19 protein-coding genes are annotated in these 25,907 nt (G+C 64.3%); 12 read left to right on the plus strand and 7 right to left on the minus strand.

Annotated elements, in window-relative coordinates; translation table 11 throughout:
- Positions 1 to 25 precede the first annotated feature (25 nt).
- From FIU85_RS17210 to bchF, 7 genes are all read right to left on the minus strand, one after another.
- Positions 26 to 1,387, minus strand: coding sequence for a PucC family protein (locus FIU85_RS17210; RefSeq protein ID WP_152498297.1), 1,362 nt, complete (start codon positions 1,385 to 1,387; stop codon positions 26 to 28).
- 74 nt (positions 1,388 to 1,461) lie between these two features.
- Positions 1,462 to 2,142 carry a magnesium protoporphyrin IX methyltransferase gene (gene bchM, locus FIU85_RS17215; protein WP_152493172.1) on the minus strand — a complete coding sequence of 227 codons (681 nt, stop codon included), beginning with the start codon at positions 2,140 to 2,142 and terminating at the stop codon, positions 1,462 to 1,464.
- Between the two features lie 112 nt (positions 2,143 to 2,254).
- Positions 2,255 to 3,151 carry a ferredoxin:protochlorophyllide reductase (ATP-dependent) iron-sulfur ATP-binding protein gene (bchL, locus tag FIU85_RS17220; RefSeq protein ID WP_152497758.1) on the minus strand — a complete coding sequence of 299 codons (897 nt, stop codon included), beginning with the start codon at positions 3,149 to 3,151 and terminating at the stop codon, positions 2,255 to 2,257.
- A gap of 28 nt (positions 3,152 to 3,179) precedes the next feature.
- Positions 3,180 to 6,743, minus strand: coding sequence for a magnesium chelatase subunit H (locus tag FIU85_RS17225; protein ID WP_152497759.1), 3,564 nt, complete (start codon positions 6,741 to 6,743; stop codon positions 3,180 to 3,182).
- A complete protein-coding gene (gene bchB, locus FIU85_RS17230) occupies positions 6,733 to 8,262 on the minus strand; it encodes a ferredoxin:protochlorophyllide reductase (ATP-dependent) subunit B (RefSeq protein WP_152497760.1) in 1,530 nt (509 codons plus the stop codon). Before bchB ends, FIU85_RS17225 begins: the two co-directional genes overlap by 11 nt.
- Positions 8,259 to 9,545, minus strand: coding sequence for a ferredoxin:protochlorophyllide reductase (ATP-dependent) subunit N (locus FIU85_RS17235; RefSeq protein ID WP_152497761.1), 1,287 nt, complete (start codon positions 9,543 to 9,545; stop codon positions 8,259 to 8,261). Before FIU85_RS17235 ends, bchB begins: the two co-directional genes overlap by 4 nt.
- A complete protein-coding gene (gene bchF / locus FIU85_RS17240; RefSeq protein ID WP_152497762.1) occupies positions 9,542 to 10,042 on the minus strand; it encodes a 2-vinyl bacteriochlorophyllide hydratase in 501 nt (166 codons plus the stop codon). The genes FIU85_RS17235 and bchF overlap by 4 nt, the downstream gene beginning before the upstream one ends.
- Before the next feature lie 330 nt (positions 10,043 to 10,372).
- Here bchF and FIU85_RS17245 point away from each other — a divergent pair, with 330 nt between their 5' ends.
- The 12 genes from FIU85_RS17245 (at position 10,373) to FIU85_RS17300 (ending at position 25,615) form a co-directional block, all read left to right on the plus strand.
- Entirely contained in the window at positions 10,373 to 11,182 is an 810-nt protein-coding gene (locus FIU85_RS17245; protein WP_152498298.1) for a B12-binding domain-containing protein, read from the plus strand.
- A 79-nt stretch (positions 11,183 to 11,261) separates the two neighbouring features.
- Positions 11,262 to 12,644, plus strand: a complete 1,383-nt coding sequence (gene ppsR, locus FIU85_RS17250; RefSeq protein ID WP_254702935.1) for a transcriptional regulator PpsR — start codon at positions 11,262 to 11,264, stop codon at positions 12,642 to 12,644.
- A gap of 122 nt (positions 12,645 to 12,766) precedes the next feature.
- Positions 12,767 to 13,669, plus strand: a complete 903-nt coding sequence (gene chlG / locus FIU85_RS17255) for a chlorophyll synthase ChlG (RefSeq protein ID WP_152497763.1) — start codon at positions 12,767 to 12,769, stop codon at positions 13,667 to 13,669.
- Complete coding sequence (locus FIU85_RS17260) at positions 13,666 to 14,916, plus strand: BCD family MFS transporter (protein ID WP_152497764.1); 1,251 nt, start codon at positions 13,666 to 13,668, stop codon at positions 14,914 to 14,916. Before chlG ends, FIU85_RS17260 begins: the two co-directional genes overlap by 4 nt.
- A gap of 3 nt (positions 14,917 to 14,919) precedes the next feature.
- Positions 14,920 to 16,098, plus strand: a complete 1,179-nt coding sequence (locus tag FIU85_RS17265; RefSeq protein WP_152497765.1) for a geranylgeranyl diphosphate reductase — start codon at positions 14,920 to 14,922, stop codon at positions 16,096 to 16,098.
- Complete coding sequence (gene idi, locus FIU85_RS17270) at positions 16,095 to 16,628, plus strand: isopentenyl-diphosphate Delta-isomerase (RefSeq protein WP_152497766.1); 534 nt, start codon at positions 16,095 to 16,097, stop codon at positions 16,626 to 16,628. Before FIU85_RS17265 ends, idi begins: the two co-directional genes overlap by 4 nt.
- 84 nt (positions 16,629 to 16,712) lie before the next feature.
- Positions 16,713 to 17,603, plus strand: coding sequence for a LysR family transcriptional regulator (locus FIU85_RS17275; RefSeq protein WP_152493161.1), 891 nt, complete (start codon positions 16,713 to 16,715; stop codon positions 17,601 to 17,603).
- A gap of 85 nt (positions 17,604 to 17,688) precedes the next feature.
- Positions 17,689 to 19,374 carry an NAD(P)H-dependent oxidoreductase subunit E gene (locus FIU85_RS17280; protein WP_152497767.1) on the plus strand — a complete coding sequence of 562 codons (1,686 nt, stop codon included), beginning with the start codon at positions 17,689 to 17,691 and terminating at the stop codon, positions 19,372 to 19,374.
- 3 nt (positions 19,375 to 19,377) lie between these two features.
- The gene (gene fdhF / locus FIU85_RS17285) at positions 19,378 to 22,140 is read left to right on the plus strand and encodes a formate dehydrogenase subunit alpha (protein ID WP_152497768.1); all 2,763 of its coding nucleotides are present in this window, start codon (positions 19,378 to 19,380) and stop codon (positions 22,138 to 22,140) included.
- A 189-nt stretch (positions 22,141 to 22,329) separates the two neighbouring features.
- Complete coding sequence (locus FIU85_RS17290; protein ID WP_152497769.1) at positions 22,330 to 23,025, plus strand: GntR family transcriptional regulator; 696 nt, start codon at positions 22,330 to 22,332, stop codon at positions 23,023 to 23,025.
- A gap of 4 nt (positions 23,026 to 23,029) precedes the next feature.
- Entirely contained in the window at positions 23,030 to 24,304 is a 1,275-nt protein-coding gene (gene frc, locus FIU85_RS17295) for a formyl-CoA transferase (protein WP_152497770.1), read from the plus strand.
- Between the two features lie 327 nt (positions 24,305 to 24,631).
- Complete coding sequence (locus FIU85_RS17300) at positions 24,632 to 25,615, plus strand: tripartite tricarboxylate transporter substrate binding protein (RefSeq protein WP_152493156.1); 984 nt, start codon at positions 24,632 to 24,634, stop codon at positions 25,613 to 25,615.
- The last annotated feature ends 292 nt before the right edge of the window (positions 25,616 to 25,907 follow it).

Raw genomic sequence — 25,907 nt, forward strand, 5'->3', positions numbered from 1 at the left:
CATATCCTTTCCATGGATCGGCACATCATGTCGGGAAGTCGGCCAGGCCGATGCGGGCCGCCTCCGATGGGGTGGGATGGCACGCGGCGCGAGGGTTGCGCACCAGTGGCCCGATCACGGCAAGCGTGACGAAGAGAAGGGCGATTTCGGTGTGGTAGACGAAGGTGTAGCCGGTGGCGGGCGTGTTCAGCACCTCGCCCCAGGCGCCGGAGGTCGCGGCGGCGTTGACCGCGTCACGGATGCCGCCGCCGAAGGCGATAGCGAGCCCTGCCGCTGTGGCCTGCGCGGCGCCCCAGGCACCGAGCGCAAGGCCGTGGCCGGCTTTGCCCTTCGTGGTAATCGTCATGGCGGCCGTCAGGGTCGAGACGGCGAAGACGCCGCCACCCAGCCCGATCAGGCAGGCCCCGGCAAAGAACAGGGCGGTCGAGTTCATCGGCGCGGCGAAGACGACGATGGCGAAGGCTGCGATGCCGATCAGCACGCCGAGTGCGGCCAGCCGGTGCGCGTTACGCCCCTGCGCCAATGAGCGCCCGGTCCAGACGAAACCAGCCAGCGCGCCCGCGGCCCAGAGCGCGGTCAGAAGCGTGGTGGACGACACCGAGAGGCCCAGGATCTCGCCGCCATAGGGCTCCAGCAGGACGTCCTGCATGTTGAAGGCCATGGTGCCGATGAACACCACCGCCAGAAGGCGTCCGGCCTGTCCGCCCGACATCAGGTCGGCCCAGGCAGCGGAAAAGCGGGGGCGGGGGGCGGCGCGTTCCGCGCGTGTCATCGGCGCCATCTTTTCCTGTTTCCACAGCGCGATGAGGTTGAGGACGATACCTGCAAGCGCCGCGCCTTGTACCACGCGAATGAGTGCCAGTTCACTGAAGTCGCGTAGCAGCCAGCCGATGACGATGGCAGAAATGCCCATACCCAGCAGGAACATCACGTAAAGCAGGGCCACGACGCGCGGACGGGTTTTCTCGTCGGCGCGGTCGGTGGCGAGGGCCAGACCGGCGGTTTGAGTCATGTGCAGGCCGAGGCCGGTCATCAGGAAGGCGAGTGCCGCCAGCACCTCGCCCGCGAAGGGCACGTCGTGGACCGTATTACCCGACAGGACCAGCAGGGCAAAGGGCATCACCGCCAGCCCGCCCATCTGCCAGAGCGAGCCGAACCAGAGGTAGGGCACGCGCTTCCAGCCGATGGCGCTGCGGTAGGTATCCGAGCGGAAGCCTAGAAGCGTGCGGAAGGGGGCGATCAGGACGGGCAGGGCGATCATCACGGCCACGATGGTGGCCGGGACGGAAAGTTCGACGATCATCACGCGGTTGAGCGTGCCGAGCAGCATGACGGTGGCCATGCCGACCGAAACCTGGAAGAGCGAAAGCCGTAGAAGCTCGCCCATCGGCAACCCCTCGCTGGCTGCGTCCGCGAAGGGCAGGGCGCGCAGGCTGAGATGCTTTAGGGGCGAGGGACGGCTCACTGTGTGACCTCCATCGCGTGGGAAATGTAGAAGCCCGAGGTCACGCGCTGGAGCGGGGCCAGGGTGCCGGTGCCTTCGGTCCGTGCATAGGCGCGCGCCAGCCGCGCGGGGCTGTGCGGGATCATGGTGGGCGACCGGTCGGAGCGCGGAAAGAGCTTGCCGGCGTACCACATGCCCATCAGGAGCGGCGTGCGTGGGGCGACGGTAAAGACGATCCGGCCCGAGGTGCGCGCCATGAGCGTCGCGAGCGACCGGGCGATATCGGCGTCGCGGTAGTAGATCAGGCTGTCCATCGCCAGAACGTGGTCGAACCGGCCTAGCCCCGCATCCAGCATGTCGCCCGCGTGGAAGGTCACGCGGTGGGCCAGCGTTTCGGGCAACCGGCGTTGGGCTATGCCCACGAGCGACGGCGAAATGTCGACCGCCACCACGGCGGCCCCGCGCGCGGCAAGTTCGGTGGTCATGGCGCCCGTGCCGCAGCCCGCATCGAGGATGCGCGCGCCGCGCAGATCATTGGGCAGGCGCGACAGCATCTGTTCGCGCATTGCGTCCCGCCCACGCCGCACGGTTTCCCGGATCTTAGAGACCGGCGCATCACTGGTCAGCGCCTCCCACGTGCGGGTGGCGGTCTTGTCGAAATAGGTTTCGACCCGGGTCAATGTGCGGTCGTAGGTCATGCCGTGCCCCCTGCGCGCGCCGCGCCCCGGACGTGATCCGGGGCCTCCGCGTCGGCCAGGAGGTGCCGGGTCAGGCCCGGCACGGGGAAGCGATATGTGGCAGCGTCGCGCATCAATCGAATCCCAAAAGCTCGAAGATATCGCGGTCTTCCATCGGGGCGGGGGCCAGAGCTTCGGTTCCGCGCCAGAGGGTTTCGGCCAGTTGGACATATTCCTTGCGGGCCATGACGATGTCTTCCTCGTCGGGCATCTCGAACAGGGTTTTCTTCTTCAGGCGCGAGCGGCGGATAGCGTCATAGTCGGGCATGTGCGCGATCCGGTTGAAGCCGACCTTCTCGCAATAGCGGTCGACCTCGTTCGTCTCGCGCGAGCGGTTGGCGACGCAGCCCGCCAGCCGGACCTTGTAGTTGGCCGACTTGGCCTGCACCGCGGCGATGATGCGGTTCATGGCGTAGATGCTGTCGAAATCGTTGGCGGTGACGATCACCGCGCGGTCGGCGTGTTGAAGCGGAGCCGCGAAACCGCCGCAGACCACGTCGCCCAGCACGTCGAAGATCACCACGTCAGTGTCTTCCAGCATATGGTGCTGTTTCAGCAGCTTGACGGTCTGGCCCACGACATAGCCGCCGCAGCCGGTGCCCGCGGGAGGCCCGCCTGCCTCGACGCATTTCACGCCGCCCCAGCCATCGGCCACGAAATCCTCGGGGCGCAGTTCCTCGGGATGGAAATCGACCTCTTTCAGGATATCGATCACCGTGGGCTGCAAGCGGCCCGTCAGGGTGAAGGTGCTGTCATGCTTGGGGTCGCAGCCGATCTGCAGCACGCGCTTGCCCATCTTGGCGAAGGCGGCCGACAGGTTCGAGGACGTGGTCGATTTGCCGATCCCGCCCTTGCCGTAGACCGAAAAGACCTTGGCTCCTTCGATCTTCATCGATGGGTCCTGGTGAACCTGAACCGATCCTTCGCCGTCTTGGCCCCGGAGGGCCGGAATGTCGTCGCGAGGGCTCATATGTCGCCTGTCCTTTCGGGATTGCGTGTCATTCTGCGGCGACTCCTTCGAGATGATCTTCGAGGGAGTCCGCGGCGTTGCGCAGGGCCGAGAGGGTGTCCTCATCGGGCTGCCAATAGGAACGGTCATGCGCTTCGAGCAGGCGGTTGGCCATGCGCGAGGAGGCGGTCGGGTTGAGATCCGCCAAGCGCTGGCGCATGTCCGCGTCAAGGATGAAGGTCTCGCTGAGGCGCTGGTAGACCCACGGTTCGACCTGTCCGGTGGTGGCGGACCAACCCATCGTGTTGGTGAAGGCGCTTTCGATCTGGCGTACACCTTCGGCGCCGTGTTGCAAGAGCGCCTCGTGGAACTTGGGGTTCAGGGCGCGCGAGCGGGATTCCAGCGAGACCTGGTCGGCCAGCGTGCGCACCTTGCCCGCACCGCGCGTGGTGTCGGAGATGTAGATCGCCGCCTCTTCGCCGCCGCGGGCGCGTTTCACCGCGCGGGAGATGCCGCCCAGCGTGTCGAAATAATGGTCGACGGTGGTGACGCCCAGTTCGACCGACTCGAGGTTCTGATAGGCCAGTTCCACGTCGCCGAGCGCGGTTTGCAGCAGCTTGTCGTTGGCCGCAGCCTTGCCGTCGACACCGTATGCGAAGGATTTGCGCGACAGGTAGGCGTCGGCCAGTTCGTCTTCGTCATCAAAGGCGGAACTGTCGACCATCATGTTGACGTTCGAGCCATAGGCGCCCTCGGCATTGGAGAAGACGCGCAGGGCGGCGGTTTGCAGGTCGCAGCCGATCTTTTCCGCATAGGCCAGCGCGTGGGCGCGGATGAAATTCTGTTCGACCGGCTCGTCGGCCTGCGCGGCCTTGAGCGCGGCTTCGGCCAGAAGCTTGGTTTGCAGGGGCAGAAGGTCGCGGAAGATGCCCGAGAGGGTCATGATGACGTCGATGCGGGGACGGCCCAGTTCGGCAAGTGGGATCAGGTCCGCACCGCAGAGGCGGCCGAAACTGTCGAAGCGGGGAGTGGCGCCCATGAGCGCCAGCGCCTGCGCCAGTTGCGAGCCGTCGGATTTGATGTTGTCGGAGCCCCAGAGGACGATCGCCACGGTGCGAGGCAGGGTCTTGTGCGTGTCCAGCAGAAGCTGCGCCTGGGACGCGCCTTCGCGGCAGGCGAATTCCGAGGGCATGCGGAACGGATCGAACGCGTGGATATTGCGGCCCGTGGGCAGGATATCGGGCGAGCGGATGAGGTCGCCGCCATGCACAGGCGCGGTGTAACCGCCTGCCAGCGCGTGCAGGATGGCAGGGATCTCGGTGCTTTCCCGCAGGTGCTTGTCGGCGGTGGCACGGGTCTCGGCATCGGCGTCGGCCATCAGATCGAGATACTCGGCGCGGGCCGTGTCGGACATGGGCCGGCCCACCACGTGCAGGCCCTCGGGGATCAGTGCGTCCTCGGTCTCCAGCAGCTTGAGCCAGAGCGTTTCGGGGCCGGTGTCGCCCAGGTCCACAGCCTCGGCCTGTTCGGCGATGAGCGATTCAAGATCGGCGCGCTCAGACGCGCCGGGGCGGGTGGCGCGCCAGCGGGTCAGGCTGTCTTTCAATTCGGCCAGGCCCTTGTAGAGACCGGCGGTGGCCAGGGGCGGGGTGAGGTGCGAAATGGTAATGGCGCCGGAGCGGCGTTTCGCGAGCGAGGCCTCGGACGGGTTGTTGGCGGCGTAGAGGTAGATGTTGGGCATCTCGCCGATCAGGCGGTCGGGCCAGTCGCGGGGGCCGAGACCGGCCTGTTTGCCCGGCATGAATTCCAGCGCGCCGTGCATTCCGAAATGCAGGATCGCATCGGCCTGGTAGGTGTCGCGCAGCCATTGGTAGAATTGCACGAAAGCGTGGGTGGGCGCGAAGCCGCGCTCGAACAGCAGACGCATCGGGTCGCCTTCATAGCCGAAGGCGGGCTGGACGCCGACGAAGATGTTGCCGAAGTCCTGCCCCAGAACGAAGACGCCGCGCCCGTCCGATTGCACCTTGCCGGGGGCGGGGCCCCAGACCTCTTCGATCTCGGTAAGATGGGGCGTGTTTGCCACGATGGTGTCGGCGCTGACATGGGCGGCGACGTTCGCCTCTTGTCCGTACTGGGCGGCGTTGCCTTGCAGGACGGCGGCGCGCAGGGCGTCGACGGTTTCAGGTACCTCGATGTCGTAGCCTTGGGCCTGCATTTCCAGCATGGTGTTGTGCAGGCTCTCGAACACGGACAGATAGGCGGCGGTGCCCACGGCACCCGCGTTGGGCGGGAAGCCGAAGAGTACGATGGCGACTTTTTTCTCGGCCACCTTGCGGCGGCGCAGGCGGATCAGGCGCTCGGTTTTCTCGACGAGGCTGTCGATGCGCTCGGGGCAAGGGGCCATGGACTTGGCGTCGGGCGCGGCGCGGCATTTGTGACGGCATCCGTCACAGCCTTCGGGGCCGTGGCGGCCGGCAAAGACCGTGGGGCAGGTCGCGCCGTCAAGTTCCGGCAGGGCGATCAGCATCGTGGTCTCGATCGGGCCGAGGCCCTGGGGCGAGGCGGCCCACTGGCCCAGCGTCTGGAATTCCAGCGGGTGCGCGGCGATGTAGGGCAGATCGAGGTCCTTGAGCACGGAAATGGCCGCGTCGTTGTCGTTATAGGCCGGGCCGCCGACAAGGCTGAACCCGGTCAGCGAGACAAGCGCGTCGATCTTGGGGCCACGCTCGGTGCGGAAGAAGGCGTCGATGGCCGGGCGCCCGTCAAGACCGCCGGCGAAGGCGGGCAACACGTTGAGGCCGCGGGCATTCAACGTGCGGATGACGGCGTCGTAATGCGCGGTGTCGCCAGACAGCACGTAGGAGCGCATCATCAGCAGGCCCACGGTGGGTGCGCCGGGAATTTGGGCCGGCAGGTCGGCGGGGTCGGTGGTAATACGGTCGGGCAGGTCGGGATGATACAGCCCGGTATCGGGATATTCCACCGGCAGGGCCACGCGGGCGCCGCGCCACTCGTCATGGCGGCAGTAGCGCGAGATGAGGAAGCGGATCAGCCCCTCGACGTTCTCGTCGGACGCGCCCAGCCAGTATTGCATGACCAGGAACCAGGCGCGCAGGTCCTGCGCCTTGCCGGGGATCAGCTTGAGGATGCGCGGCAGGCGGCGCAGCATCTTCATCTTCTTGGCGCCGCTGTCGACATTTTGCTTGGTCTGGCCGCGCAGCTTTTTCATCAGCTTGCGGGTGCCGGATTCGGGCGCTTGCATGTCGAGCGTGCCCATGCGCGTCAGGCGCACGATCTTGGCGTCGGCGATGATGCCCGCCAGCGCGTCGCAGTCCTCTCGCCGCGCCTCGAGGTCGGGCAGGATCGCGTTGATGTGGTCCTCGAGGAAGAGAAGGTTGGCGATGAGGATGTCGCCCGTGGCGATATCGGCGCGGGCGGCGGCCAAGGCGGCGTCGCTTTCACCCCATTCGGCGGCGGCATGAACCTTGAGTTCCAGCCCCGGGAAATCCATGCCTAGATTGAGCGCCGCGCGTTCGCACGGGCCGGCGGCGTGGCTGTCCAGCGTCAGGATCACGACCTTGTAAGGCCGGGGTATCATGGCGTCATCGCGCATAATGGGCCTTTGCCTCGTAAAGCGTGTCGAGGCTGATCTGCGTCATGCCGCGTTCGGCGGCGAAGGTTTCGGTATTGCGGCGGGCCTTGCCGCGCACGAAGAAGGGGATCTTTTTCAGTTCTTTTTCCGCATCGTCGAGCCAGGTGATCGAGCTATTGTCGTTGGCAGGCTGCGGCTCTTCGGCCTTTTCAGGCTGCGGTGCAGGCTTCGCCTTGTGGCCGTGATGGCTGGCGCCGGCATCGTCGTGGAATTCGAAATCGTCGCGGAACATGTGCAACAGGTGCTCTTCCAGCCCCATGACCAAGGGGTGGACCCAGGTGTCGAAAATGACGTTCGCGCCCTCGATGCCCATCTGCGGGCTGTAGCGGGCGGGGAAATCCTGCACGTGGACGGGGGCGGAGATGACGGCGCAGGGGATGCCAAGGCGTTTGCCGATATGGCGCTCCATCTGCGTGCCGAGGATCATCTCGGGCGCCAGTTCCTCGATCCGCTGTTCCACGTCGAGGTAGTCGTCGGTGATCAGCGCCTCGACGCCGTAGTCCTTGGCCAGCGCGCGGATCGGGCGGGCCATCTCGCGGTTGTAGCAGCCAAGGCCGACCACCTCGAACCCCATCTCGTCGCGGGCGACGCGGGCGGCGGCGGCGACATGGGTTCCGTCGCCGAAAAGGAACACGCGCTTGCCGGTGAGGTAGGTGGAGTCGACCGAAGCCGAGTACCACGGCAGGCGCAGGCGGCTGTCGTCTAGATAGGGCTCTTGCCCGGTTATCTGGGCCACCTCGGCGATGAAATCGCGGGTGGCGCCGACACCGATGGGGACGGTTTTGGTGAAGGGCTGGTCCAGCTCACGTTCCATCCAGCGGCAGGCGGCCTCGCCGGTCTCGGGGTACATCAGAACGTTGAAATGTGAGGCGCCAAGGCGGGTGAGATCCTCTGGTGTGGCATTGAACGGCGCGCAGACATTGACCGAGATACCCATGTCCTCAAGCAGGGCGGTGACCTCGGTGATGTCGTCGCGGTGGCGGAAGCCGAGCGCGGTGGGGCCGATCAGGTTGGCGGTGACATGGCCCGTGCGGTCCATCGGGCGGGCGAGGTTGCGCACCAGTTGGAACAGGGTCTCGTCCGCGCCGAAGTTTTCCTTGCGTTGGTAACTGGGCAGATCCAGCGCGATCACCGGGCAGGGCAGGCCCATCTGTTCGGCCATGCCGCCGGGGTCGTCCTGGATCAGTTCGGCGGTGCACGAGGCGCCGACGATCATCGCCTGGGGCTGAAACCGGTCATAGGCCGCCTGAGCCGCGGTTTTGAAAAGGTTTGCGGTGTCCGCACCCAGATCGCGGGCCTGAAATGTCGTATAAGTGACAGGCGGGCGATGGTTGCGCCGCTCGATCATGGTGAAGAGCAGGTCGGCATAGGTGTCGCCCTGCGGCGCGTGCAGGACGTAATGCAGGCCCTTCATCGCGGTGGCGACGCGCAATGCGCCGACATGCGGCGGGCCTTCATATGTCCAGACCGACAGCTTCATTCCGCCGCCTCCAGCCGCAGCTTGGCGCGGCGGTTGAGGGGACGCGAAAAGAGGCCGGCAAGGTCGCCGGCCTGTTCGTAGAAATGCACCGGGGTGAAGACCAGTTCGATGGCCCACTTCGTGGCCAGACCTTCCGCTTCCAGAGGATTTGCGAGGCCAAGGCCGCAGACCGTCAGGTCGGGCTGGGCGGCGCGGCAGCGGTCGAGCTGCATCTCGACATCCTGGCCTTCGGAGAGCGTCGGTCCCTCTTCCAGCAGGTCGAGATCTGGGCCGACAACGCCCTTGTGGATGTAAGGTGCACCGACTTCGATGGCGGTCATCCCGCATTCGCGGGTCAGGAACCGGGCCAGCGGGATCTCAAGCTGGCTGTCGGGGAAAAAGAAGACGGATTTGCCATCCAGTTTCTCCGACGCCTGCGAGATCGCTTTTTTGGCCCGTGCGCGGGGCGCGTGTGTTACAGTGTCGAACAGGGTGATGTCGACACCAAACTCCATTGCCACGGCGCGAAGCCACGCAGTGGTGCCTTCTTCGCCGAACGGGAAAGGCGCAGGAATGTGACGCGCCCCGCGCTTTCCAAGTGCGGCGAGGGTGCCGCCAAGGAAAGGCTGGGTAAGGATGAAAGAGGTGTTGGGACCAACCGCGAGAGTGCTGTCGGCGCGACGCGCTGGCAGCACTTTTACGTTGTCGATGCCCATTTTGGACAAAAGATCGAGCATCTGGTCCTCGACCACGTCCGGTAGCGCGCCGACCACGAGAAGCTGACGCTCGTCGGTGTCCGGCAAGACCGGGACCATGGAGGCAAGGCAAGCGTCCTCGCCCTCGGTAAAGGTCGTCTCGATGCCGGAGCCCGAGTAATTCAGCACCCTTACATGCGGGGCGTGTTGCAGCGACAGCTTTTCGGCGGCGCGGGCGAGGTCCAGCTTGATCACCTCGGACGGGCAGGAGCCCACAAGGAAAAGCTGGCGGATATCCTTGCGGCGTTCCAAAAGGCGGGCGACCTCGCGCTCAAGCTCGACTTGCGCATCGGCCAGGCCGGCCAGGTCGGTTTCCTCGAGAATGGCCGTGCCGAAGCGGGGTTCCGCGAAGATCATCACGCCGGCGGCGGATTGCAGCAGGTGGGCGCAGGTGCGGCTGCCCACGACCAGGAAGAAGGCATCCTGCATCTTGCGGTGCAGCCAGATGATTCCCGTCAGGCCGCAAAAGACCTCGTGCTGGCCGCGCTGTTTCAGGACCGGGGCGTCGCGGCATCCGGCGGCCGGAAGGGGCGCGGAGTCATCGGTCATGCCGGCACCTCAGACAGGACTGCCGATTGCAGTCGCGCGGCGCGCAGTTTGAGCAGGAACTGGGTGGCATTGATCGCGTAGGCGGCATAAGCCGCTAGGGCGAGCAACATCAGCCCCTGGGGCGGCAGGTAGGCCGTGAAAAGTGCCCAGATATAGGCCGTGTGAAGGGCGATCACCGCGAAGCTGAACACGTCCTCCCAGAAGAAGGACTCGGCGAAAAGGTATTGACCGAAAACGACTTTTTCCCAGATCGCCCCCGTCACCATGATCAGGTAGAGAAATCCTGTCTTGATCAGGATCGACCATGTTGCCAAGGCGTATCCCTCGCCGGTCGAAAGATATCTCAGGACAAGGCCGAGAGAGACCAGGAAAACCAGGAACTGGGCGGGCGCAAGAATGCCTTGCACAAGCGTCCAGATGCTGGAGTCGCGGCGGGCGCGCTGCTCGGGTGTGTAGAGCAGGCCCCGGTTCGCTTTTGGTGGCGCTGGCAGCGACATGGGCTCCCCCTCCTGGGCCATGAGGTCCTTGGATGATGCTAGGGTCTGGCGCGCAGAAGTGTCAACTAAAATTTACACATTGCGGCGTTAGGTTTTGCCGACAAAAGTGGACATTCCTACGTGTCGGCGAGCCGTGTTTTTCAAGCCGTTCGCGCGTCATCGGAATAAATCGGACGCGAAACAAACATACTGTAAACAGTGGGTTGGGCGATCTCCCTAAGCGTGCATGTCAGGAAAAATTGACATTGAACACGCGCGGGCGCACAGTGGGAGGGTTAACCTGGGCGTCGCCGTTACCGCGACGTACCCATGTTGCCAGACGCGGGGGAGATGCGCGTGGAAGATTCTGCTGACACAAGGGGCCACGGCCTTTCAAAGTCCCAGCAGCCGGCCATCCGGTTCTTGGTGGAGTCGGCTCTGCGCACTGTCATATCGAACAAGGAGCGCGCCGAACCGCGGACGCGCGAGCAATGGATCGAGAGGCTGTGCGAAGCGCTGATGTCCGACTCGAGCAGCGGCTACCGTGCGGTCATGGCCTCGCTTGTCGCGAGCGGTGTCAGCACCGAAGAGGTCTTCCAGTCTTACATCCCCGCGGCCTCGGCATTTCTTGGTGAGCTCTGGGTCAGTGACCGGGCAAGTTTTGTCGATGTCACTGTCGGCGCCTCGCGGCTGCAGAGCCTGTTTCGTGAACACCAGACCGACTTCCCGGGACGTTGGAGCGACCGGAGCATTCCCCTTGGGCAATCGGCCCTGATGGTCGTGCCGCAGTTCGAGCAGCACGCGCTTGGGGCCTTCGTGGCCGCGGATAACCTGCGCAGGCACGGCCTTTGGGTGCACATGGCGATTGGCCTTACCAAAGAGGAATTGGCCGCGCTTTCGGGCACCCGCCGCTTCGCGATGATCGGAATTTCGATCGCGACGCGGAATTCGGTTGAAAAAACCACTGAACTCATAGACTACCTGCGTTCGAATGCTGATTATGTGCCACCTATCGTGATCGGGGGGCGAGCTGTCGAGGTAGATCCAAAGGCCGTTTCGAGAACGGGCGCGGATCATGCGGTTCGCACTGCGCGTGAAGTGATCGAGAAATGTGGGCTGTCAAGTGCAGCAGAGGCAGTGCCTTTCAGCGGCGCGATCTGATGCTCCTTGATTTGGGGAATGGCGGAGTGGTCTGGTGACCCGAGAGAGTCGGAAGTCTGAGAGACTGCGTGCGGGAGCCTTGCCCGATCCAACAGAGGTGCAGAACATCGTCGAGCAGGCCGGTGACATGGCCGTCTACGTATCCGACGAAGGCGAGGTTGCAGGCATTTCGGTCAACCCGGACTGTCCGTCCCTGGGGTGCCTCGATCACTGGGTTGGGCGGCCGTTCAAGAATTTCCTGACATTCGAAAGCAAGGAAAAGTTCGATTTGCGCGTGGCGGCCATGCAGGCCGATCCCGACATGACGCCGAGGGCGCTGGAGTTGAACCACGTCGATAACGCGACCTGGGAATTCCCCATCCGCTACACGCTGCACAGGGTCTACAGGAACGGCGGGCTGCTCTTGCTGGGGCGAGACATGCAGCCGATTGCCGAGGTGCAGCAGCGTCTTGTCGCGGAACAGACGGCGCGCGAACGGGATCAGCAGCGGCTGCGCGGTGAGCAGACATTCTACAATGTGGTCCTGCAGGCGTCCGAGACGCCGCTGATTCTGGTGGAACCTGAAAAAGGCCGGATTCGCGACCTCAACGGCGCCGCGGCCATGCTCTTGGGGGCAAGTCCCGAAACGCTGAGCGGATCGTCGCTGGCGCAGGCGTTCGATGGACGCCGCCGGGAAGAGTTGATCGAGGCGATGCGCGCGGCGGCGGGATCTCGCGAGGTGCAGGGCATCAACCTTGTGGCCCGTCGCAATGAACGCGACGTGACGCTTCATCCGGAGTTCTTCCGCGCGGCGGGCGACCTGTTCATCCTGTGCCACCTGCGGTCGGCAGACGGCAAGGCGGGGACGACTGCGGAATCCGGTGTGGTCATGGGGGCGCTTTACGCTGCCACCAGCGATGCGATCGTGATCACGGACGGCAAGGGCGTGATCCGCGATGCGAACGAGGCGTTCCTGACCATGGCCGACGCAGCACAGCTGCGGGATATACGCGATGTCAACCTGTCGGACTTTCTTGTGCGTGGGGCGGTCGATACGAAGCTCATGCTGGAAACGGCGGCCAAGCAGGGGCGGTTGCGCAACTATTCCACGCAGGTCGCCAGCCTTGTGGGGACCCGGGCGACCGTGGACGTATCGGTGGCGCGGCTGCGCAATCCCTCCGGGGATTTCGGTTTCGGTTTCATCCTGCGCAACACTGCCATGAACGAGGCCGGTGAGACGGAATTCGGCAGCGTCGTCAGCGAAGAGGCCATGAAGAACGTCATGGATCTGGTCGGTACGGCGTCGCTGAAAGAGCTGGTTTCGGCTACGTCGGACGTGATCGAAAAGCTATGTATCGAGACCGCGGTGCAACTGACCGGAAACAACCGCGTCGCTGCGGCCGAAATGCTGGGTCTGTCGCGGCAGAGCCTGTACGTCAAGCTGCGCAAGCACGGATTGATCAACTCGAATAGTGACGAATAGGCGCGCTAGAGCTTTGAAGAAGCTTTTTGGCACGTCCGGTCTGACGGGGTTCGGTCGTTGAAGCATTCCTAACGCCAAAAAAGACCTTTCCCGAATCCGATATGTAAACCATACTTGACACTATGAGTGTCTCGTTAGACATACGCGCGCCGCGACGCTGGCCCGAAGCCCGCGCCGTCCTGACCCTGATCAAGCCGATCACGTGGTTCCCGCCGGTCTGGGCGTATCTTTGCGGCGTGGTGTCCAGCGGCGTGCCCGTCCTTTCCGCGCCTTGGCTTGTGCTGATCGGCATGGTGCTTGCAGGGCCGGTGGTCTGCGGCATGAGCCAAGCGGCCAATGACTGGTGCGACCGGCATGTCGATGCCATCAACGAGCCGTATCGCCCGATCCCGTCGGGCCGGATTCCCGGGCGGTGGGGCCTGTGGATCGCGCTGGTCATGAGCGCTGCGGCATTGGCCTTGGGGGCGACACTGGGGCCCTGGGGGTTTGCCGCGACAGTGTTCGGCGTCCTGGCGGCCTGGGCCTACTCGGCCGAGCCGGTCCGGCTAAAGAAGTCGGGCTGGTGGGGGCCGGGTCTTGTCGGGCTGTGCTACGAGGGACTGCCCTGGTTCACGGGCGCGGCGGTCTTGTCGTCCGGCGCGCCGGCATGGCAGATCGTGCTGCTGGCGCTGCTCTACGCCGTGGGGGCGCACGGCATCATGACGCTCAACGATTTCAAGGCGTTGGAGGGAGATCGTCAGACTGGCGTGAAGTCGCTGCCGGTCACGCTGGGTCCGGCGCGCGCGGCACGGGTGGCCTGCTGGATCATGGCCGTGCCGCAGGTCGCGGTGATCGCGCTGCTGGCGGGCTGGGGGCAGGTGTGGCACGCCGCCGCCATCGCCGCGTTGTTGGCGGTGCAGGTCTGGGCGATGAGGGTGCTTTTGTCTGACCCCAAGGGCCGGGCGCCCTGGTACAACGGCACGGGCGTCACTCTTTATGTCAGCGGAATGATGGTGGCGGCTTTCGCCCTGAGGGGGCTGGTATGACCCTGGGATGGGGCGGTATCGCGCGTTTGTGCCTGGCCAATGCCGCGATTGGGGGGATGGCCGCGCTTCCGGTCAACCTGTTCAACCGCCTGATGACGGTGGAACTGGCCTTGCCCGCCTTGCTGCCGGGGTTTCTGGTGGCGTTGCATTACGCCGTTCAATTGTCGCGGCCAGTCTGGGGCCATCGCTCGGATGCCAGGGGCAGGCGCACGCCGTTCATCTTGAGCGGTACGCTTGTCGTGGGCGCGGGGCTGGTGTTGACAGCATGGGGAATCGCCTTTGCGCCGAGCACGCAGGTGGCGATTGCGGTCTGGATCGTGGCCTACGCGCTGATCGGCTTCGGTATCGGGGCCGCGGGGACGTCCTTCCTGGCGCTGCTTGCGACAGCCGCGCCGGATGAAAAGAAGGGCGCGGCCGCCACGTTCGCCTGGCTGATGCTGATTGCCGGGGCGATTGCGGCGTCGGTGGGTGCGGGCATCGCGCTGAAGCCCTACAGCCCGGAGCGCCTGATGATGGTGGTGCCGGTCGTGGCTGCGGCCTGTTTCGTGGCGACGTTGATTGCGACCTGGGGCGTGGAAAGACGTCTGGGATCCGTCCCTGCGCCGCAGGAGCCGAACTTGGGTCCCGCGTTGAGAGCAACCTGGGGGGACCCGGCGGCGAAGGCCTTTACCGGGTTCGTATTCCTGTCGATCCTAGCCTTCTACCTTAGTGAATTGGTGCTGGAGCCTTTCGCAGGCCATATCCACGGGCTGACACCCGACGAGTCGACCAAGCTGTCGGGTGGCAAGGACGGTGCTGCGCTATTGGGGATGCTGCTGGCCGGAGCGTTTTCGACGTTCAGGCTGGGCAGCTTGCGGACATGGGCCGTCATCGGCTGCGTGGTCTCTGCGGTGGGCCTGATGGGCCTTGGCGCGGGTGCGGCGCTGGTGCCGTTCACGGTCATCCTGGGGCTGGGCAACGGCCTGTTCGTCGTGGGCGCCATCGGGTCCATGATGCGCCTTGCTGCAGCGCAGGAAGGCGCGACCGGCACGCGGATGGGCGTCTTCGGTGCCGCCCAGGCGGTGGCCGCCGGTCTGGCCGGGCTGATCGCCACGGGCACCCTCGACGTGGCGCGGAGTTTCATGAGCGACGGCGCGGCCTATGCCGCCGTCTTCGGTCTCGAGGCCGTGCTTTTCTTGGCCGCTGCGCTGGTCGCGGTGCGCATCCTGCACCGGCCCTACGCGCCGCTGCTGCAACCGGGAGAATGAGCGATGTTTGACGTTGTGGTAGTCGGAGGCGGCCCGAGCGGGGCCACGGCGGCCGAGGATCTGGCGCGGTCCGGGCACAAGGTGGCGCTTCTGGACAGGGCGGGCCGCATCAAGCCCTGTGGCGGGGCGATCCCGCCGCGTCTGATCGCGGATTTCGACATTCCGGAGGATCTGTTGGTGGCCAAGATCACCACCGCGCGGATGATCTCTCCGACCGGACGCAAGGTGGATATCCCCATCGAGAACGGCTTTGTCGGCATGGTGGACCGCGAGGATTTCGATGAGTTCCTCCGCGCTCGGGCCGAAGAGGCCGGCGCGGTTCTGGCCACGGGAACCTACAAGCGGATCGAACGCGGAAATGGTCAGGTCAAGGTTGTCTATCGCGACAAGGTCAGCGGAGCCGAGCGTGACCTGCCCTGCAAGCTGGTGATTGGCGCGGATGGCGCGCGGTCGAACGTGGCGCGCGACGAGGTCGAGGGCGGGGACCGTATTCCCTACGTCATCGCCTATCACGAGATCATCGCGGCCCCGGGCAAGGTGGGCGCGTACGACCCGGCCCGCTGCGACGTGATCTATGACGGCCGGATCAGCCCAGATTTCTATGGCTGGGTCTTTCCGCATGGCAAGTCGGCCAGCGTCGGCATGGGATCGCTGGTCAAGGAGGTGGATGTCAAACAGGCCACCGCCGATCTGCGCATCGCCAGCGGGCTGGCGGACTGCGAGACGATCCGCAAGGAAGGCGCGCCCATCCCGCTGAAGCCACTGGACCGCTGGGACAATGGCAAGGATGTCGTCCTGGCCGGGGACGCGGCGGGTGTGGTTGCACCCAGTTCGGGCGAGGGAATATACTATGCCATGGCCGGCGGGCGCGTTGCGGCCACGGCGGCGGTGGCGACCCTGGCCTCGGGGCGGGTCAAGGACCTGCGGCTGGCGCGTCAGCTTTTCATGAAAGAGCACAAGACGGTGTTCCGGGTGCTGGCGTCGATGCAGAATGCCTATTACAAGTCGGACGAGCGGCGCGAACGGTTCGTGTCGCTGTGCCATGACGTCGACGTGCAGCGTCTGACCTTCGAGGCGTACATGAACAAGAAACTGGTCAAGGCCCGCCCCATGGCCCACCTCAAGATCGGGTTGAAGAACCTGGCGCACCTGACGCGCCTGGTGCCGGCGGGCTATACATGAGCGTCATGATCCCGACATGGATCGGTGGCGACCTGGTGGCCGTCGAAAAGCTGGAGGCGCACGAGCGTGGACTGCGGCACAAGGCCGTGTCCGTCTTCGTTCTTTGCGGCAACGACGTGCTGATCCAGCGGCGCGCTTTCAGCAAGTACCACACGCCGGGGCTGTGGGCGAATACCTGCTGCACCCATCCGAACTGGGGCGAAGACCCCGAGGCCTGCGCGGTGCGGCGGCTGAACGAGGAATTGGGCATCGAGGGCCTGGCGCTGGACTACCGCGACCAGATCGAATACCGCGCCGATGTCGGCGGCGGCCTTGTCGAGCATGAACTGGTCGATGTCTTCGTGGCGACGGTGCGGGAGCGTATCGGCGTGCATCCGAACCCGGATGAAGTGATCGACACGGCCTGGGTCGATCTGGACGAACTGGCCGAGTGGGCGCAAAGCATGCCGGACATCTATACGCCCTGGCTGCGCATTTACCTGGCGAAACACGCGGCGCAGATATTCGGTCAGGTGGACAGCCCGGTGTGATCCGGCAACGTGCCGGTTTGAATAGACATCCGGCGCGGGGCTTGATTTAACGCGGCACGACTGGCTGCCGAAGATGGAGCGCGCGTGCTTGACCTCAAAGACCTGCAATTTCTGACCGCGCTGGCGCGGCAGAAGCATTTTGCCCGCGCCGCCGAGGAATGCGGCGTGTCGCAGCCTGCGTTTTCCATGCGGATCGCTAAGCTGGAAGAGCACCTCGAGACCAAGATCGTGCATAGGGGCAACCGCTTTCAGGGGTTGACGCCCGACGGCGAGAGCATCGTGCGCCACGCGCTTCAGATCCTCGAGGATGTGAAGCGGCTGGAGACCGAGTTCAGCGCCGAGCCGGGGGACGTGACAGGTGTCCTGTCGCTGGCGGTAATCCCGACTGCGACGGCGCTTGCGGCCAAGACGGTGATCCGTCTGCGCGAGGCCAATCCGGGGATCACCGTGCGGGTCAAGACGATGAACTCGTTGGCCATCCTGCACGGGTTGGAGGCCGGCACCTACGATGCGGGGATCACCTATACAGACAGCGCCAACTCCGAGAGTGCCATTCACAGTTTTCTGAGAGTGATGCCGATCGACGACGAGGAATACGTGCTGCTGGTGCCGGCGCAGATGGTGGATGACGACAAGACCGAGATCACCTGGAAAGAGGCGGGGGCGCTGCCGCTTTGCTTGCTGGAGCCGGGAATGCAGAACCGGCATATCATCGACACCGTGTTCCAGGATGTGGGTACGCGGCCGCGCGTCGTGGCGGAATTGTCGGGCCTGACGGCGGGCGTGGTGATGGCGATCCAGGGCGCGGCGGCAACGGTGGTGCCGAAGGTGCTGGTCGAGAATACCGGCGCGCCAAGGTCGGTGCGCATCCTGCCGCTGGTGGAGCCCGAAGTGCACAAATCCCTCAGCCTCGTGACGGCGGATCGTGGCCCTGCATTGCGCACGGTGCAGGCGCTGAAAGAAGTTCTGCGATAAGGCCCGCTTATCGTGGGTTTGAATCATACGAATTTTGATTGAAAATGGTATGCTTTAGTGTGCTCCCAGCAACGGGAGGGTCCACATGGCACTTGATGATCGCAGCGGCGTCTGGAAGTCGGGCAAAGGCAAGGGGCGGCGTACGCCCAAAGGCCGGCAGCTCGAGGATCAGGCGTGGGAAGAGGTTCGCGACCTTCTGGGCGATGCGCCCCGGCGGCGTGATCTGCTGATCGAATACCTGCATTTGATTCAGGACAAGTTTGGCCACCTGTCAGCAGCGCATCTGCGCGCGCTGGCCGAGGAAATGCGCATCGCGCAGGCTGAAGTTTATGAGGTTGCAACGTTTTACGCGCATTTCGACGTCGTCAAGGAAGGCGAGGTTCCGCCGCCCGCACTGACCATCCGGGTGTGCGATTCGCTCTCGTGCGAGCTGGCGGGGGCGCAACAATTGAAGGCCGCGCTGGAAGACGGCATGGACCCCAGCGAAGTCCGTGTGCTGCGCGCGCCCTGCATGGGGCGCTGCGACACGGCGCCGGTCCTGGAGCTGGATCACAACCACATCGACAACGCGACGGTGGAGAAGGTCGAGGCGGCGATCTCCGCGGGCGACACCCACACGCATGTGCCCGAGTATGAAGATTTCGCCGCCTACAAGGCGGAGGGCGGTTACGACAAACTGGCGGAGATCCGCAAGAGTGGCGAGTTCGAGACCATTCAGCAGACCTTGCTGGATTCGGGCTTGCGCGGGCTTGGCGGCGCGGGTTTCCCCTCGGGCAAGAAATGGGGCTTCGTCCGGGCCGAGGCCGGGCCGCGCTATCTGGCTGTCAACGGTGACGAAGGCGAGCCGGGCACGTTCAAGGACCGCTATTACCTGGAGCGCACGCCGCACCTCTTCCTCGAGGGCATGCTGATCGCCGCCTGGGCGGTCGAGGCGAAGACCTGCTTTATCTACATGCGCGACGAATACCCCGCAGTGCTGAAGATCCTCGCCAAGGAGATCAAGGCGCTGGTAGAGGCGGGTATCGTCGAGCAAGGCTATATCGAACTGCGCCGCGGCGCCGGGGCCTATATCTGCGGCGAAGAAAGCGCGATGATCGAATCGATCGAAGGCAAGCGCGGCCTGCCGCGCCATCGCCCGCCCTTCGTGGCGCAGGTCGGCGTCTACAACAAGCCGACGCTGGTGAATAACGTCGAGACGCTCTACTGGGTGACCCGCGTTCTGCGCGAGGGCGGCGAAATCCTGTCGAGCGTGGAAAAGAACGACCGCAAGGGCCTGCGCTCCTACTCGGTGTCGGGCCGGGTCAAGAACCCGGGCGTGCACCTGCTGCCGGCAGGGTCCACCATCCTCGACATCATCGAGGCCGCCGGCGGGATGCTGGACGGTCACACCTTGAAAGCCTATCAGCCGGGCGGTCCGTCCTCGGGCCTCTTGCCCGCGCACATGGATGACGTGCCGCTGGATTTCGACACGTTGCAGCCGCATGGGTCGTTTATCGGCTCGGCTGCCGTGGTCGTCCTGTCCGACAAGGACAGCGCCAAGGAGGCGGCGATCAACATGCTGAAGTTCTTCGAGGACGAAAGCTGTGGCCAATGCACGCCATGCCGCGTCGGCTGTGAAAAGGCCGTGAAGCTGATGCAGGCGGACAAATGGGATCAGTCGCTGCTGGAGGAGCTGAGCCAGACCATGGTCGACGCGTCGATCTGCGGCCTGGGGCAGGCTGCGCCCAACCCCATTCGCCTGACCATGAAACATTTCCCGGACGAGGTGTAAGACATGACCGACACGATCAAGTTCACACTCGATGGCAAGGAAGTCGAAGCCGAGAAGGGCATGACCATCTGGGAGGTGGCCAATGGCCGGGGTCTGAAGATTCCGCATCTGTGCCACAAGCCCGCGCCGGGGTACCGCCCCGACGGCAATTGCCGCGCCTGCATGGTGGAAGTCGAGGGCGAGCGGAACCTCGTCGCCTCGTGCATTCGCGAGCCCAGCGAGGGCATGAAGGTCACGACCGACTCCAACCGAGCCGAGACCGCGCGCAAGATGGTGATGGAGATGCTGGTCGCCGACCAGCCCGAGCCGGAAAAGGCGCATGACAAGTCGAGCCACCTTTGGGATATGGCCAAGCTGGCCGGCGTGTCGGAAAGCCGCTTTCCCAAGCTGGAACAGGACCGCGTGCCGCTCTTGGATGACAGCCACGTCGCCATGAGCGTCAACCTGGATGCCTGCATTCAGTGCAACCTGTGCGTCCGCGCCTGCCGAGAAGTGCAGGTCAATGACGTGATCGGCATGGCGGGTCGCGGGCATGACAGCTTTCCGGTGTTCGATTTCGACGACCCGATGGGCGAAAGCACCTGCGTGGCTTGCGGCGAATGCGTGCAGGCCTGCCCCACGGGCGCGCTGATGCCGTCCACCGTGGTGGATGACGCCCAGGTGGGCGACAGCGCCGACTATGACCGCGAGGTCGAGAGCGTCTGCGCTTTCTGCGGTGTGGGCTGCCAGATCAGCCTGAAGGTCAAGGACGACAAGGTGAAATATGTCGAGGGCATCAATGGCCCTGCGAATGAAGGGCGCTTGTGCGTCAAGGGCCGGTTCGGCTATGACTATATCCACCACTCACACCGTCTGACCAAGCCCCTGATCCGGCGCGACGATGCGCCGGCCAAGGGGCTGAACGTCGATCCGGGCAACTGGCGCGACTTTTTCCGCGAGGCCTCCTGGGACGAGGCGCTGGACGTGGCGGCAAACGGCCTGAAGGGCCGGGGCCGCGAGGTGGCCGGTTTCGGCAGTGCGAAATGCACCAACGAAGAGGCCTACCTGTTCCAGAAATTCATCCGCCAGGGTTTCGGCCACAACAACGTTGACCACTGCACGCGGCTTTGCCATGCCTCGTCGGTCGCGGCGTTGATCGAGAACGTCGGTTCCGGCGCGGTGACCGCGACCTTCAACGAGATCGAGAATGCCGACGTGGCGATCATCATCGGGGCCAACCCGATCGAGAACCACCCCGTTGCGGCCACCTATTTCAAGCAGTTCACCAAGCGTGGTGGCAAGCTGATCGTGATGGACCCGCGCGGCGTGGGGATGAAACGCTTCGCGACCCACATGCTGCAGTTCAAGCCGGGCGCGGACGTGTCCATGCTGAACGCGATCATGCATGTGATCGTCGAGGAAGAGCTGTACGACCAGCAGTATATCGAGGCCTTCACCGAGAACTGGGAGGCCGAGAAGGCGCATCTGGCGCAGTTCCCGCCCGAGAAGATGGAAGAACTGTGCGGCATCCCCGCCGAAACGCTGCGGCAGGTCGCGCGGGAGTTCGCGACGGCGCAGTCCGGCATGATCTTCTGGGGCATGGGCGTCAGCCAGCACATCCACGGCACGGACAATTCCCGCTGCCTGATCAGCCTCGCGCTGATGTGTGGACATGTGGGGCGTCCGGGCACGGGCCTTCACCCGCTGCGCGGCCAGAACAACGTGCAGGGCGCTTCCGACGCGGGCCTGATCCCGATGTTCCTGCCCGACTACCTGTCGGTTACGGACGATGGCGTACGCAAGGCGTTCACCGAAGTCTGGGACTCCGGCGATTTCAGCAGCGAGAAGGGCCTGACGGTCACCGAGATCATGGATGCGGTGCACGAGGGTCACATCAAGGCGATGTACGTGCTGGGCGAGAACCCGGCGATGAGCGACCCGGACGTCGAACATGCCCGCGACGCGCTGGCGATGCTGGATCACCTGGTGGTGCAGGACATCTTCATCACCGAAACGGCCAACTATGCCGATGTGATCCTGCCGGCCTCGGCGCTTTATGAAAAGTCCGGCACGGTGTCGAACACGAACCGGACGGTGCAGATGCTGCGCCAGGCGGTGCCGCCGCCCGGAGAGGCGAAAGAGGACTGGTGGATCGAGGTCGAACTGGCCAAGCGCTGCGGTCTGAACTGGACCTACACGCATCCCAGCGAAGTGTTCAACGAGATGGCAATCAACATGCGCAGTCTCGACAACATCACCTGGGAGCGGCTGGAACGCGAGGCGGTGACCTACCCGTCGCTCAGCCCCGAGGACCCCGGCCAGGCCGTGGTGTTCGGCGATGCCTTCCCGCGCCCCGAGGGCCGTGCCCGGTTCACCCCGGCCAGCGTGATCCCGCCCGACGACCTGCCGGATGCGGACTATCCGATGGTTCTGACCACCGGCCGGCAACTGGAGCATTGGCACACCGGGTCGATGACCCGCCGGGCCAGCGTGCTGGACGCGGTCGAGCCCGAGGCGAACTGCTCGCTGCATCCCTCGACCCTGCGCAAGCTGGGCGTCGAGCCGGGCGGCATGGTGCGGATCACCACCAAGCGCGGTTCGATCGACGTGATGGCCCGCGCCGACCGGGCGATTGCGCCGGACATGGTCTTCATGCCGTTTGCCTATGTCGAGGCGGCGGCGAACATCCTCACCAACCCGGCCATCGACCCCTATGGCAAGATCCCCGAGTTCAAGTACTCGGCCGTGCGGGTGGAGAAGGCCGAGGCGGCGGTGGCGGCGGAATAATCCGCACCGAAATCATGATTTTCGAAGGGCCGGGGGTTTCCCGGCCCTTTTGTTTTGACCCTCGGGAAAGGCGGTCTGCCCCGCGACAGGGCGGTATTCTTGCTGCATCCGCGGAAGTTTGCCGTTGATTTGCGTTGGTTCGTGGTATACCAGACTACGGATTTAACGACTCAAACGTGGTGGGCCGTCATGAAACTCAATCCGATCGACACGTCGGTCACGCTCAAGGACCACATCTATAACCGGATGCGGGAAGCGATTCTCGAGATGGACATCTATTCCGACAGCGTGGACTTGCGGCTGGACGAACGCAGCCTGGCGGACCAGCTGGGCGTCTCGCGCACCCCCCTGCGCGAGGTTCTGGTACGGCTGGAACAGGAAGGCCTTCTGGAGGTCCGCCCCCGTCGCGGCATCTTCGTGCAGCGCAAGACGCTGTCGGATATCCTGGAGATGATCATCGCCTGGGCCGCGCTGGAAAGCATGGCCGCCCGGCTGGCCTGCGAGCGTGCCACGGACCGCGAGATCACGAGCCTGCGCACGATAGCCGCGAAATACTCGGTCTCCAAGACCGGCGCGGATATCGCGGAATACTCCGATGACAACATCCGCTTTCACCAGAAGATACTGGAAATTTCGGGTTGCGAATTGCTGTCCAGCATGGCCGAGAACCTGTTCGTGCACATGCACGCCGTGCGCCGCCGGTCCATGGCCGAGGAAGACCGCGTGCCGCAATCGGTGGCGGATCACATGGAAATCATCGAGGCGATGGAAGCGCGCGATGCGGACCTCGCCGGGGCTCGCGTACGCGACCATACGATGCGCCTGCATGACCACGTGCGCGAGGTCTGGACCCGCGCGGGAATCACGAAAAACATGGGGGAATGACCTGATGAAAGCATTGGACGGCATCAAGATTCTGGACTTCACGCATGTTCAGTCGGGTCCGACCTGCACGCAGCTTCTGGCGTGGTTCGGGGCGGATGTGCTGAAGGTGGAGCGGCCCGGCGTGGGCGACGCCACGCGGCAGCAGCTGGTGGATGTGCCGGGGGCGGACAGCCTCTATTTCACCATGCTCAACCACAACAAGCGCTCGATCGAGCTCAATTCAAAGAACGAGACCGGCAAGCAGGTGCTGACCCGCCTGATCGAGGAATGCGACGTGCTGGTCGAGAACTTCGCGCCCGGCGCGCTCGACCGGATGGGGTTCAGCTGGGAGCGGATCCAGGAGATCAACCCCCGCATCATCATGGCCTCGGTCAAGGGGTTCGGCCCCGGCAAGTACCAGGATTGCAAGGTCTACGAGAACGTGGCGCAATGCGCCGGCGGCTCGGCCTCGACCACCGGGTTCCGCGACGGCCCGCCGCTGGTGACGGGCGCGCAGATCGGTGACTCGGGCACCGGCCTGCATCTCTGCCTCGGCATCATGACGGCGCTCTTCCAGCGCGAGCGCACGGGCCGCGGCCAGAAGGTGCTGGCGCCGATGCAGGACGGGGTGCTGAACCTCTGCCGCGTCAAGCTGCGCGACCAGCAGCGGCTGGAGGCGGGCCCGCTGAAGGAATACAGCCAGTACGGCGAGGGCATCGAGTTCGGCGAGGCGACACCGCGCGCGGGAAACGACTCGGGCGGCGGCCAGCCGGGGCGGATCCTGAAGTGCAAGGGCTGGGAGGACGACCCCAACGCGTACACCTACTTCATCACCCAGGCCGCGGTGTGGGAGCAGATCTGCGACGTGATCGGCCGCCCCGAATGGAAGACGCAGGAGGGCTATGCCACGCCGCCCGAGCGGCTGGACAAGCTGAACGAGATCTTCGGGGCCATTGAAGAGTGGACCATGACCAAGACGAAGTTCGAGGTGATGGACATCTGCAACCCGCTGAACATTCCCGTGGGCCCGATCCTGTCGACCAAGGAACTGATCGAGGACGAGGGGCTGCGGGCGACGGGCACGATCGTCGATGTGGATCATCCCAAGCGCGGCAAATACGCGTCGGTGGGCTGCCCGATCAAGCTGAGCGACAGCCCGGTGGAGGTGACCCGCTCGCCGCTTCTGGGCGAACACACGGTGGAGATCCTGCGCGACGTGCTGGGCTATGACGGCGACGAATTGCAGGCGGTGCTCGACAGCGGCGCCGTGGGCGACCCGCGGAAAACCGCGGCGGAGTGAGATCGCGCGAGGAAGGGCAGTCCGAAAGGCGGGCTGCCCTTTTGATATGTGCTGAAGTATCGCGTGAATAATATGTCGTAACTATCTGTTACCAAGTATTTTTCAGGTTTTCCGAATGCCATTTTCCTCGATGCTCACGGCAGTCGGGCCGGCAAGGCGAAGAAATCCTTGCAATGAGTCTGGACATGTTATTTGTTGCCGTGGTGCGAAATTTTATTTCACGCAATGGTTTCTGTATGCAATTAAATACCATTGCATACATCGCCAGCTGATTAGGAGGATCGGCTCAAGTCCGGCCAAGACCGGAAACCAACAGGGAGGATAACCATGAATACCTTTAAGCTACTTGTTGCGAGTGCGTCCGCACTGGCATTGACGGCGCCGGCAGCGCTGGCGGAATGGCAGCCGAAAAAGCCGGTCGAGTTCATCATCATGGCCGGCACCGGCGGCGGCGCTGACCAGATCGCGCGGCTGTTGCAGGGCCTTATTCAGAAGAAGGACCTGAGCCCGCGCCCCTTCATCCCGATCAACAAGCCGGGCGGTTCGGGCGCCGAGGCGCTGCGCTATCTGCAGGACAAGGCGGGCGACAACCACGTGGTGATGATGACGCTGAACAGCTTCTACACCACGCCCATCATCCAGGAGGATCTGGGCGTCGACGTGACCGAGTTCACCCCGATCGGGCTGATGGCGATGGACACGTTCCTGTTGTGGGTCAACACGGACCGCGATGACATCACTGATCTCGAGAGCTTCAACGCCGTCGTGTCCGAGGCGGGCAAGGACTGGAAGGTCGGCGGCACCGGGTCGGGCCAGGAAGACAGCGTTCTGACCGCGATGATGGAAGCCGAGTTCGGTTATGACGTGACCTACATCCCGTTCCCGGGTGGTGGCACGGTGGCGAAAAACCTTGTTGGCAATCAGATAGATAGCACCGTCAACAATCCCGCCGAGCAGATGGAGTTCTTCCGCGCGGGCAACACCAAGCCGCTGGTGCAGTTCACCGCCGAACGCATGCCGGCCTTCCCGGATGTGCCGACGGCCAAGGAACTGGGTGTGGAGATCGAATACTACATGCAGCGCTCCGTGAACGGCCCGCCGGACATGGATCCGGAAGCGGTGGAATGGTACACCAACCTGTTCCAGGAGCTGTTCGACAGCGAGGAATGGCAGGCATTCTGCAAGTCCGACGGTCTGACCTGCGAGACGATGATGAAGGGCGAGGACCTCGCCACGTTCCACGAGAACCAGAAGGTCGCGCATGAAAAGCTGATCGAAAAGGTCGGCGCCGCGTCCATCACCGGCGAGTAAAACAAGGGATATCACCGCGGAGTTAACGGTGGTTGAAGGTCAAGGGCGGCGCGGGTCATGCGCTGCCCTTTTCCGTTCAGGATCAAAACGTTGCGCGGCAAACCTGAACCAGATATGCCGCCTGAAACGCGGCGCATTATCCAATTTCGCCTTTGACCGACGCCCCGGCTCAAAGGCGAAACGCCTTGGTTAACGGAGGCGTTTTAGGTCGAAAACGGGACGTCGGTATTGCGTCGGTATCGCTGGAGGTAACGCGTCGGTGCGCATTTCCCGGCCTGGCGGGATTGACGAA

Source organism: Roseovarius sp. THAF8 (assembly GCF_009363735.1).
Taxonomy (GTDB): Bacteria; Pseudomonadota; Alphaproteobacteria; order Rhodobacterales; family Rhodobacteraceae; genus Roseovarius.

What these genes read in the sequence shown, in the direction of transcription:
- FIU85_RS17210 (WP_152498297.1), bottom strand. Translation starts at nt 1,387, where the DNA reads ATGGGCGAGCTTCTACGGCTTTCGCTCTTCCAGGTTTCGGTCGGCATG.
- bchM (WP_152493172.1), bottom strand. Translation starts at nt 2,142, where the DNA reads ATGACCTACGACCGCACATTGACCCGGGTCGAAACCTATTTCGACAAG.
- bchL (WP_152497758.1), bottom strand. Translation starts at nt 3,151, where the DNA reads ATGAGCCCTCGCGACGACATTCCGGCCCTCCGGGGCCAAGACGGCGAA.
- FIU85_RS17225 (WP_152497759.1), bottom strand. Translation starts at nt 6,743, where the DNA reads ATGCGCGATGACGCCATGATACCCCGGCCTTACAAGGTCGTGATCCTG.
- bchB (WP_152497760.1), bottom strand. Translation starts at nt 8,262, where the DNA reads ATGAAGCTGTCGGTCTGGACATATGAAGGCCCGCCGCATGTCGGCGCA.
- FIU85_RS17235 (WP_152497761.1), bottom strand. Translation starts at nt 9,545, where the DNA reads ATGACCGATGACTCCGCGCCCCTTCCGGCCGCCGGATGCCGCGACGCC.
- bchF (WP_152497762.1), bottom strand. Translation starts at nt 10,042, where the DNA reads ATGTCGCTGCCAGCGCCACCAAAAGCGAACCGGGGCCTGCTCTACACA.
- FIU85_RS17245 (WP_152498298.1), top strand. Translation starts at nt 10,373, where the DNA reads ATGCGCGTGGAAGATTCTGCTGACACAAGGGGCCACGGCCTTTCAAAG.
- chlG (WP_152497763.1), top strand. Translation starts at nt 12,767, where the DNA reads ATGAGTGTCTCGTTAGACATACGCGCGCCGCGACGCTGGCCCGAAGCC.
- FIU85_RS17260 (WP_152497764.1), top strand. Translation starts at nt 13,666, where the DNA reads ATGACCCTGGGATGGGGCGGTATCGCGCGTTTGTGCCTGGCCAATGCC.
- FIU85_RS17265 (WP_152497765.1), top strand. Translation starts at nt 14,920, where the DNA reads ATGTTTGACGTTGTGGTAGTCGGAGGCGGCCCGAGCGGGGCCACGGCG.
- idi (WP_152497766.1), top strand. Translation starts at nt 16,095, where the DNA reads ATGAGCGTCATGATCCCGACATGGATCGGTGGCGACCTGGTGGCCGTC.
- FIU85_RS17280 (WP_152497767.1), top strand. Translation starts at nt 17,689, where the DNA reads ATGGCACTTGATGATCGCAGCGGCGTCTGGAAGTCGGGCAAAGGCAAG.
- fdhF (WP_152497768.1), top strand. Translation starts at nt 19,378, where the DNA reads ATGACCGACACGATCAAGTTCACACTCGATGGCAAGGAAGTCGAAGCC.
- FIU85_RS17290 (WP_152497769.1), top strand. Translation starts at nt 22,330, where the DNA reads ATGAAACTCAATCCGATCGACACGTCGGTCACGCTCAAGGACCACATC.
- frc (WP_152497770.1), top strand. Translation starts at nt 23,030, where the DNA reads ATGAAAGCATTGGACGGCATCAAGATTCTGGACTTCACGCATGTTCAG.
- FIU85_RS17300 (WP_152493156.1), top strand. Translation starts at nt 24,632, where the DNA reads ATGAATACCTTTAAGCTACTTGTTGCGAGTGCGTCCGCACTGGCATTG.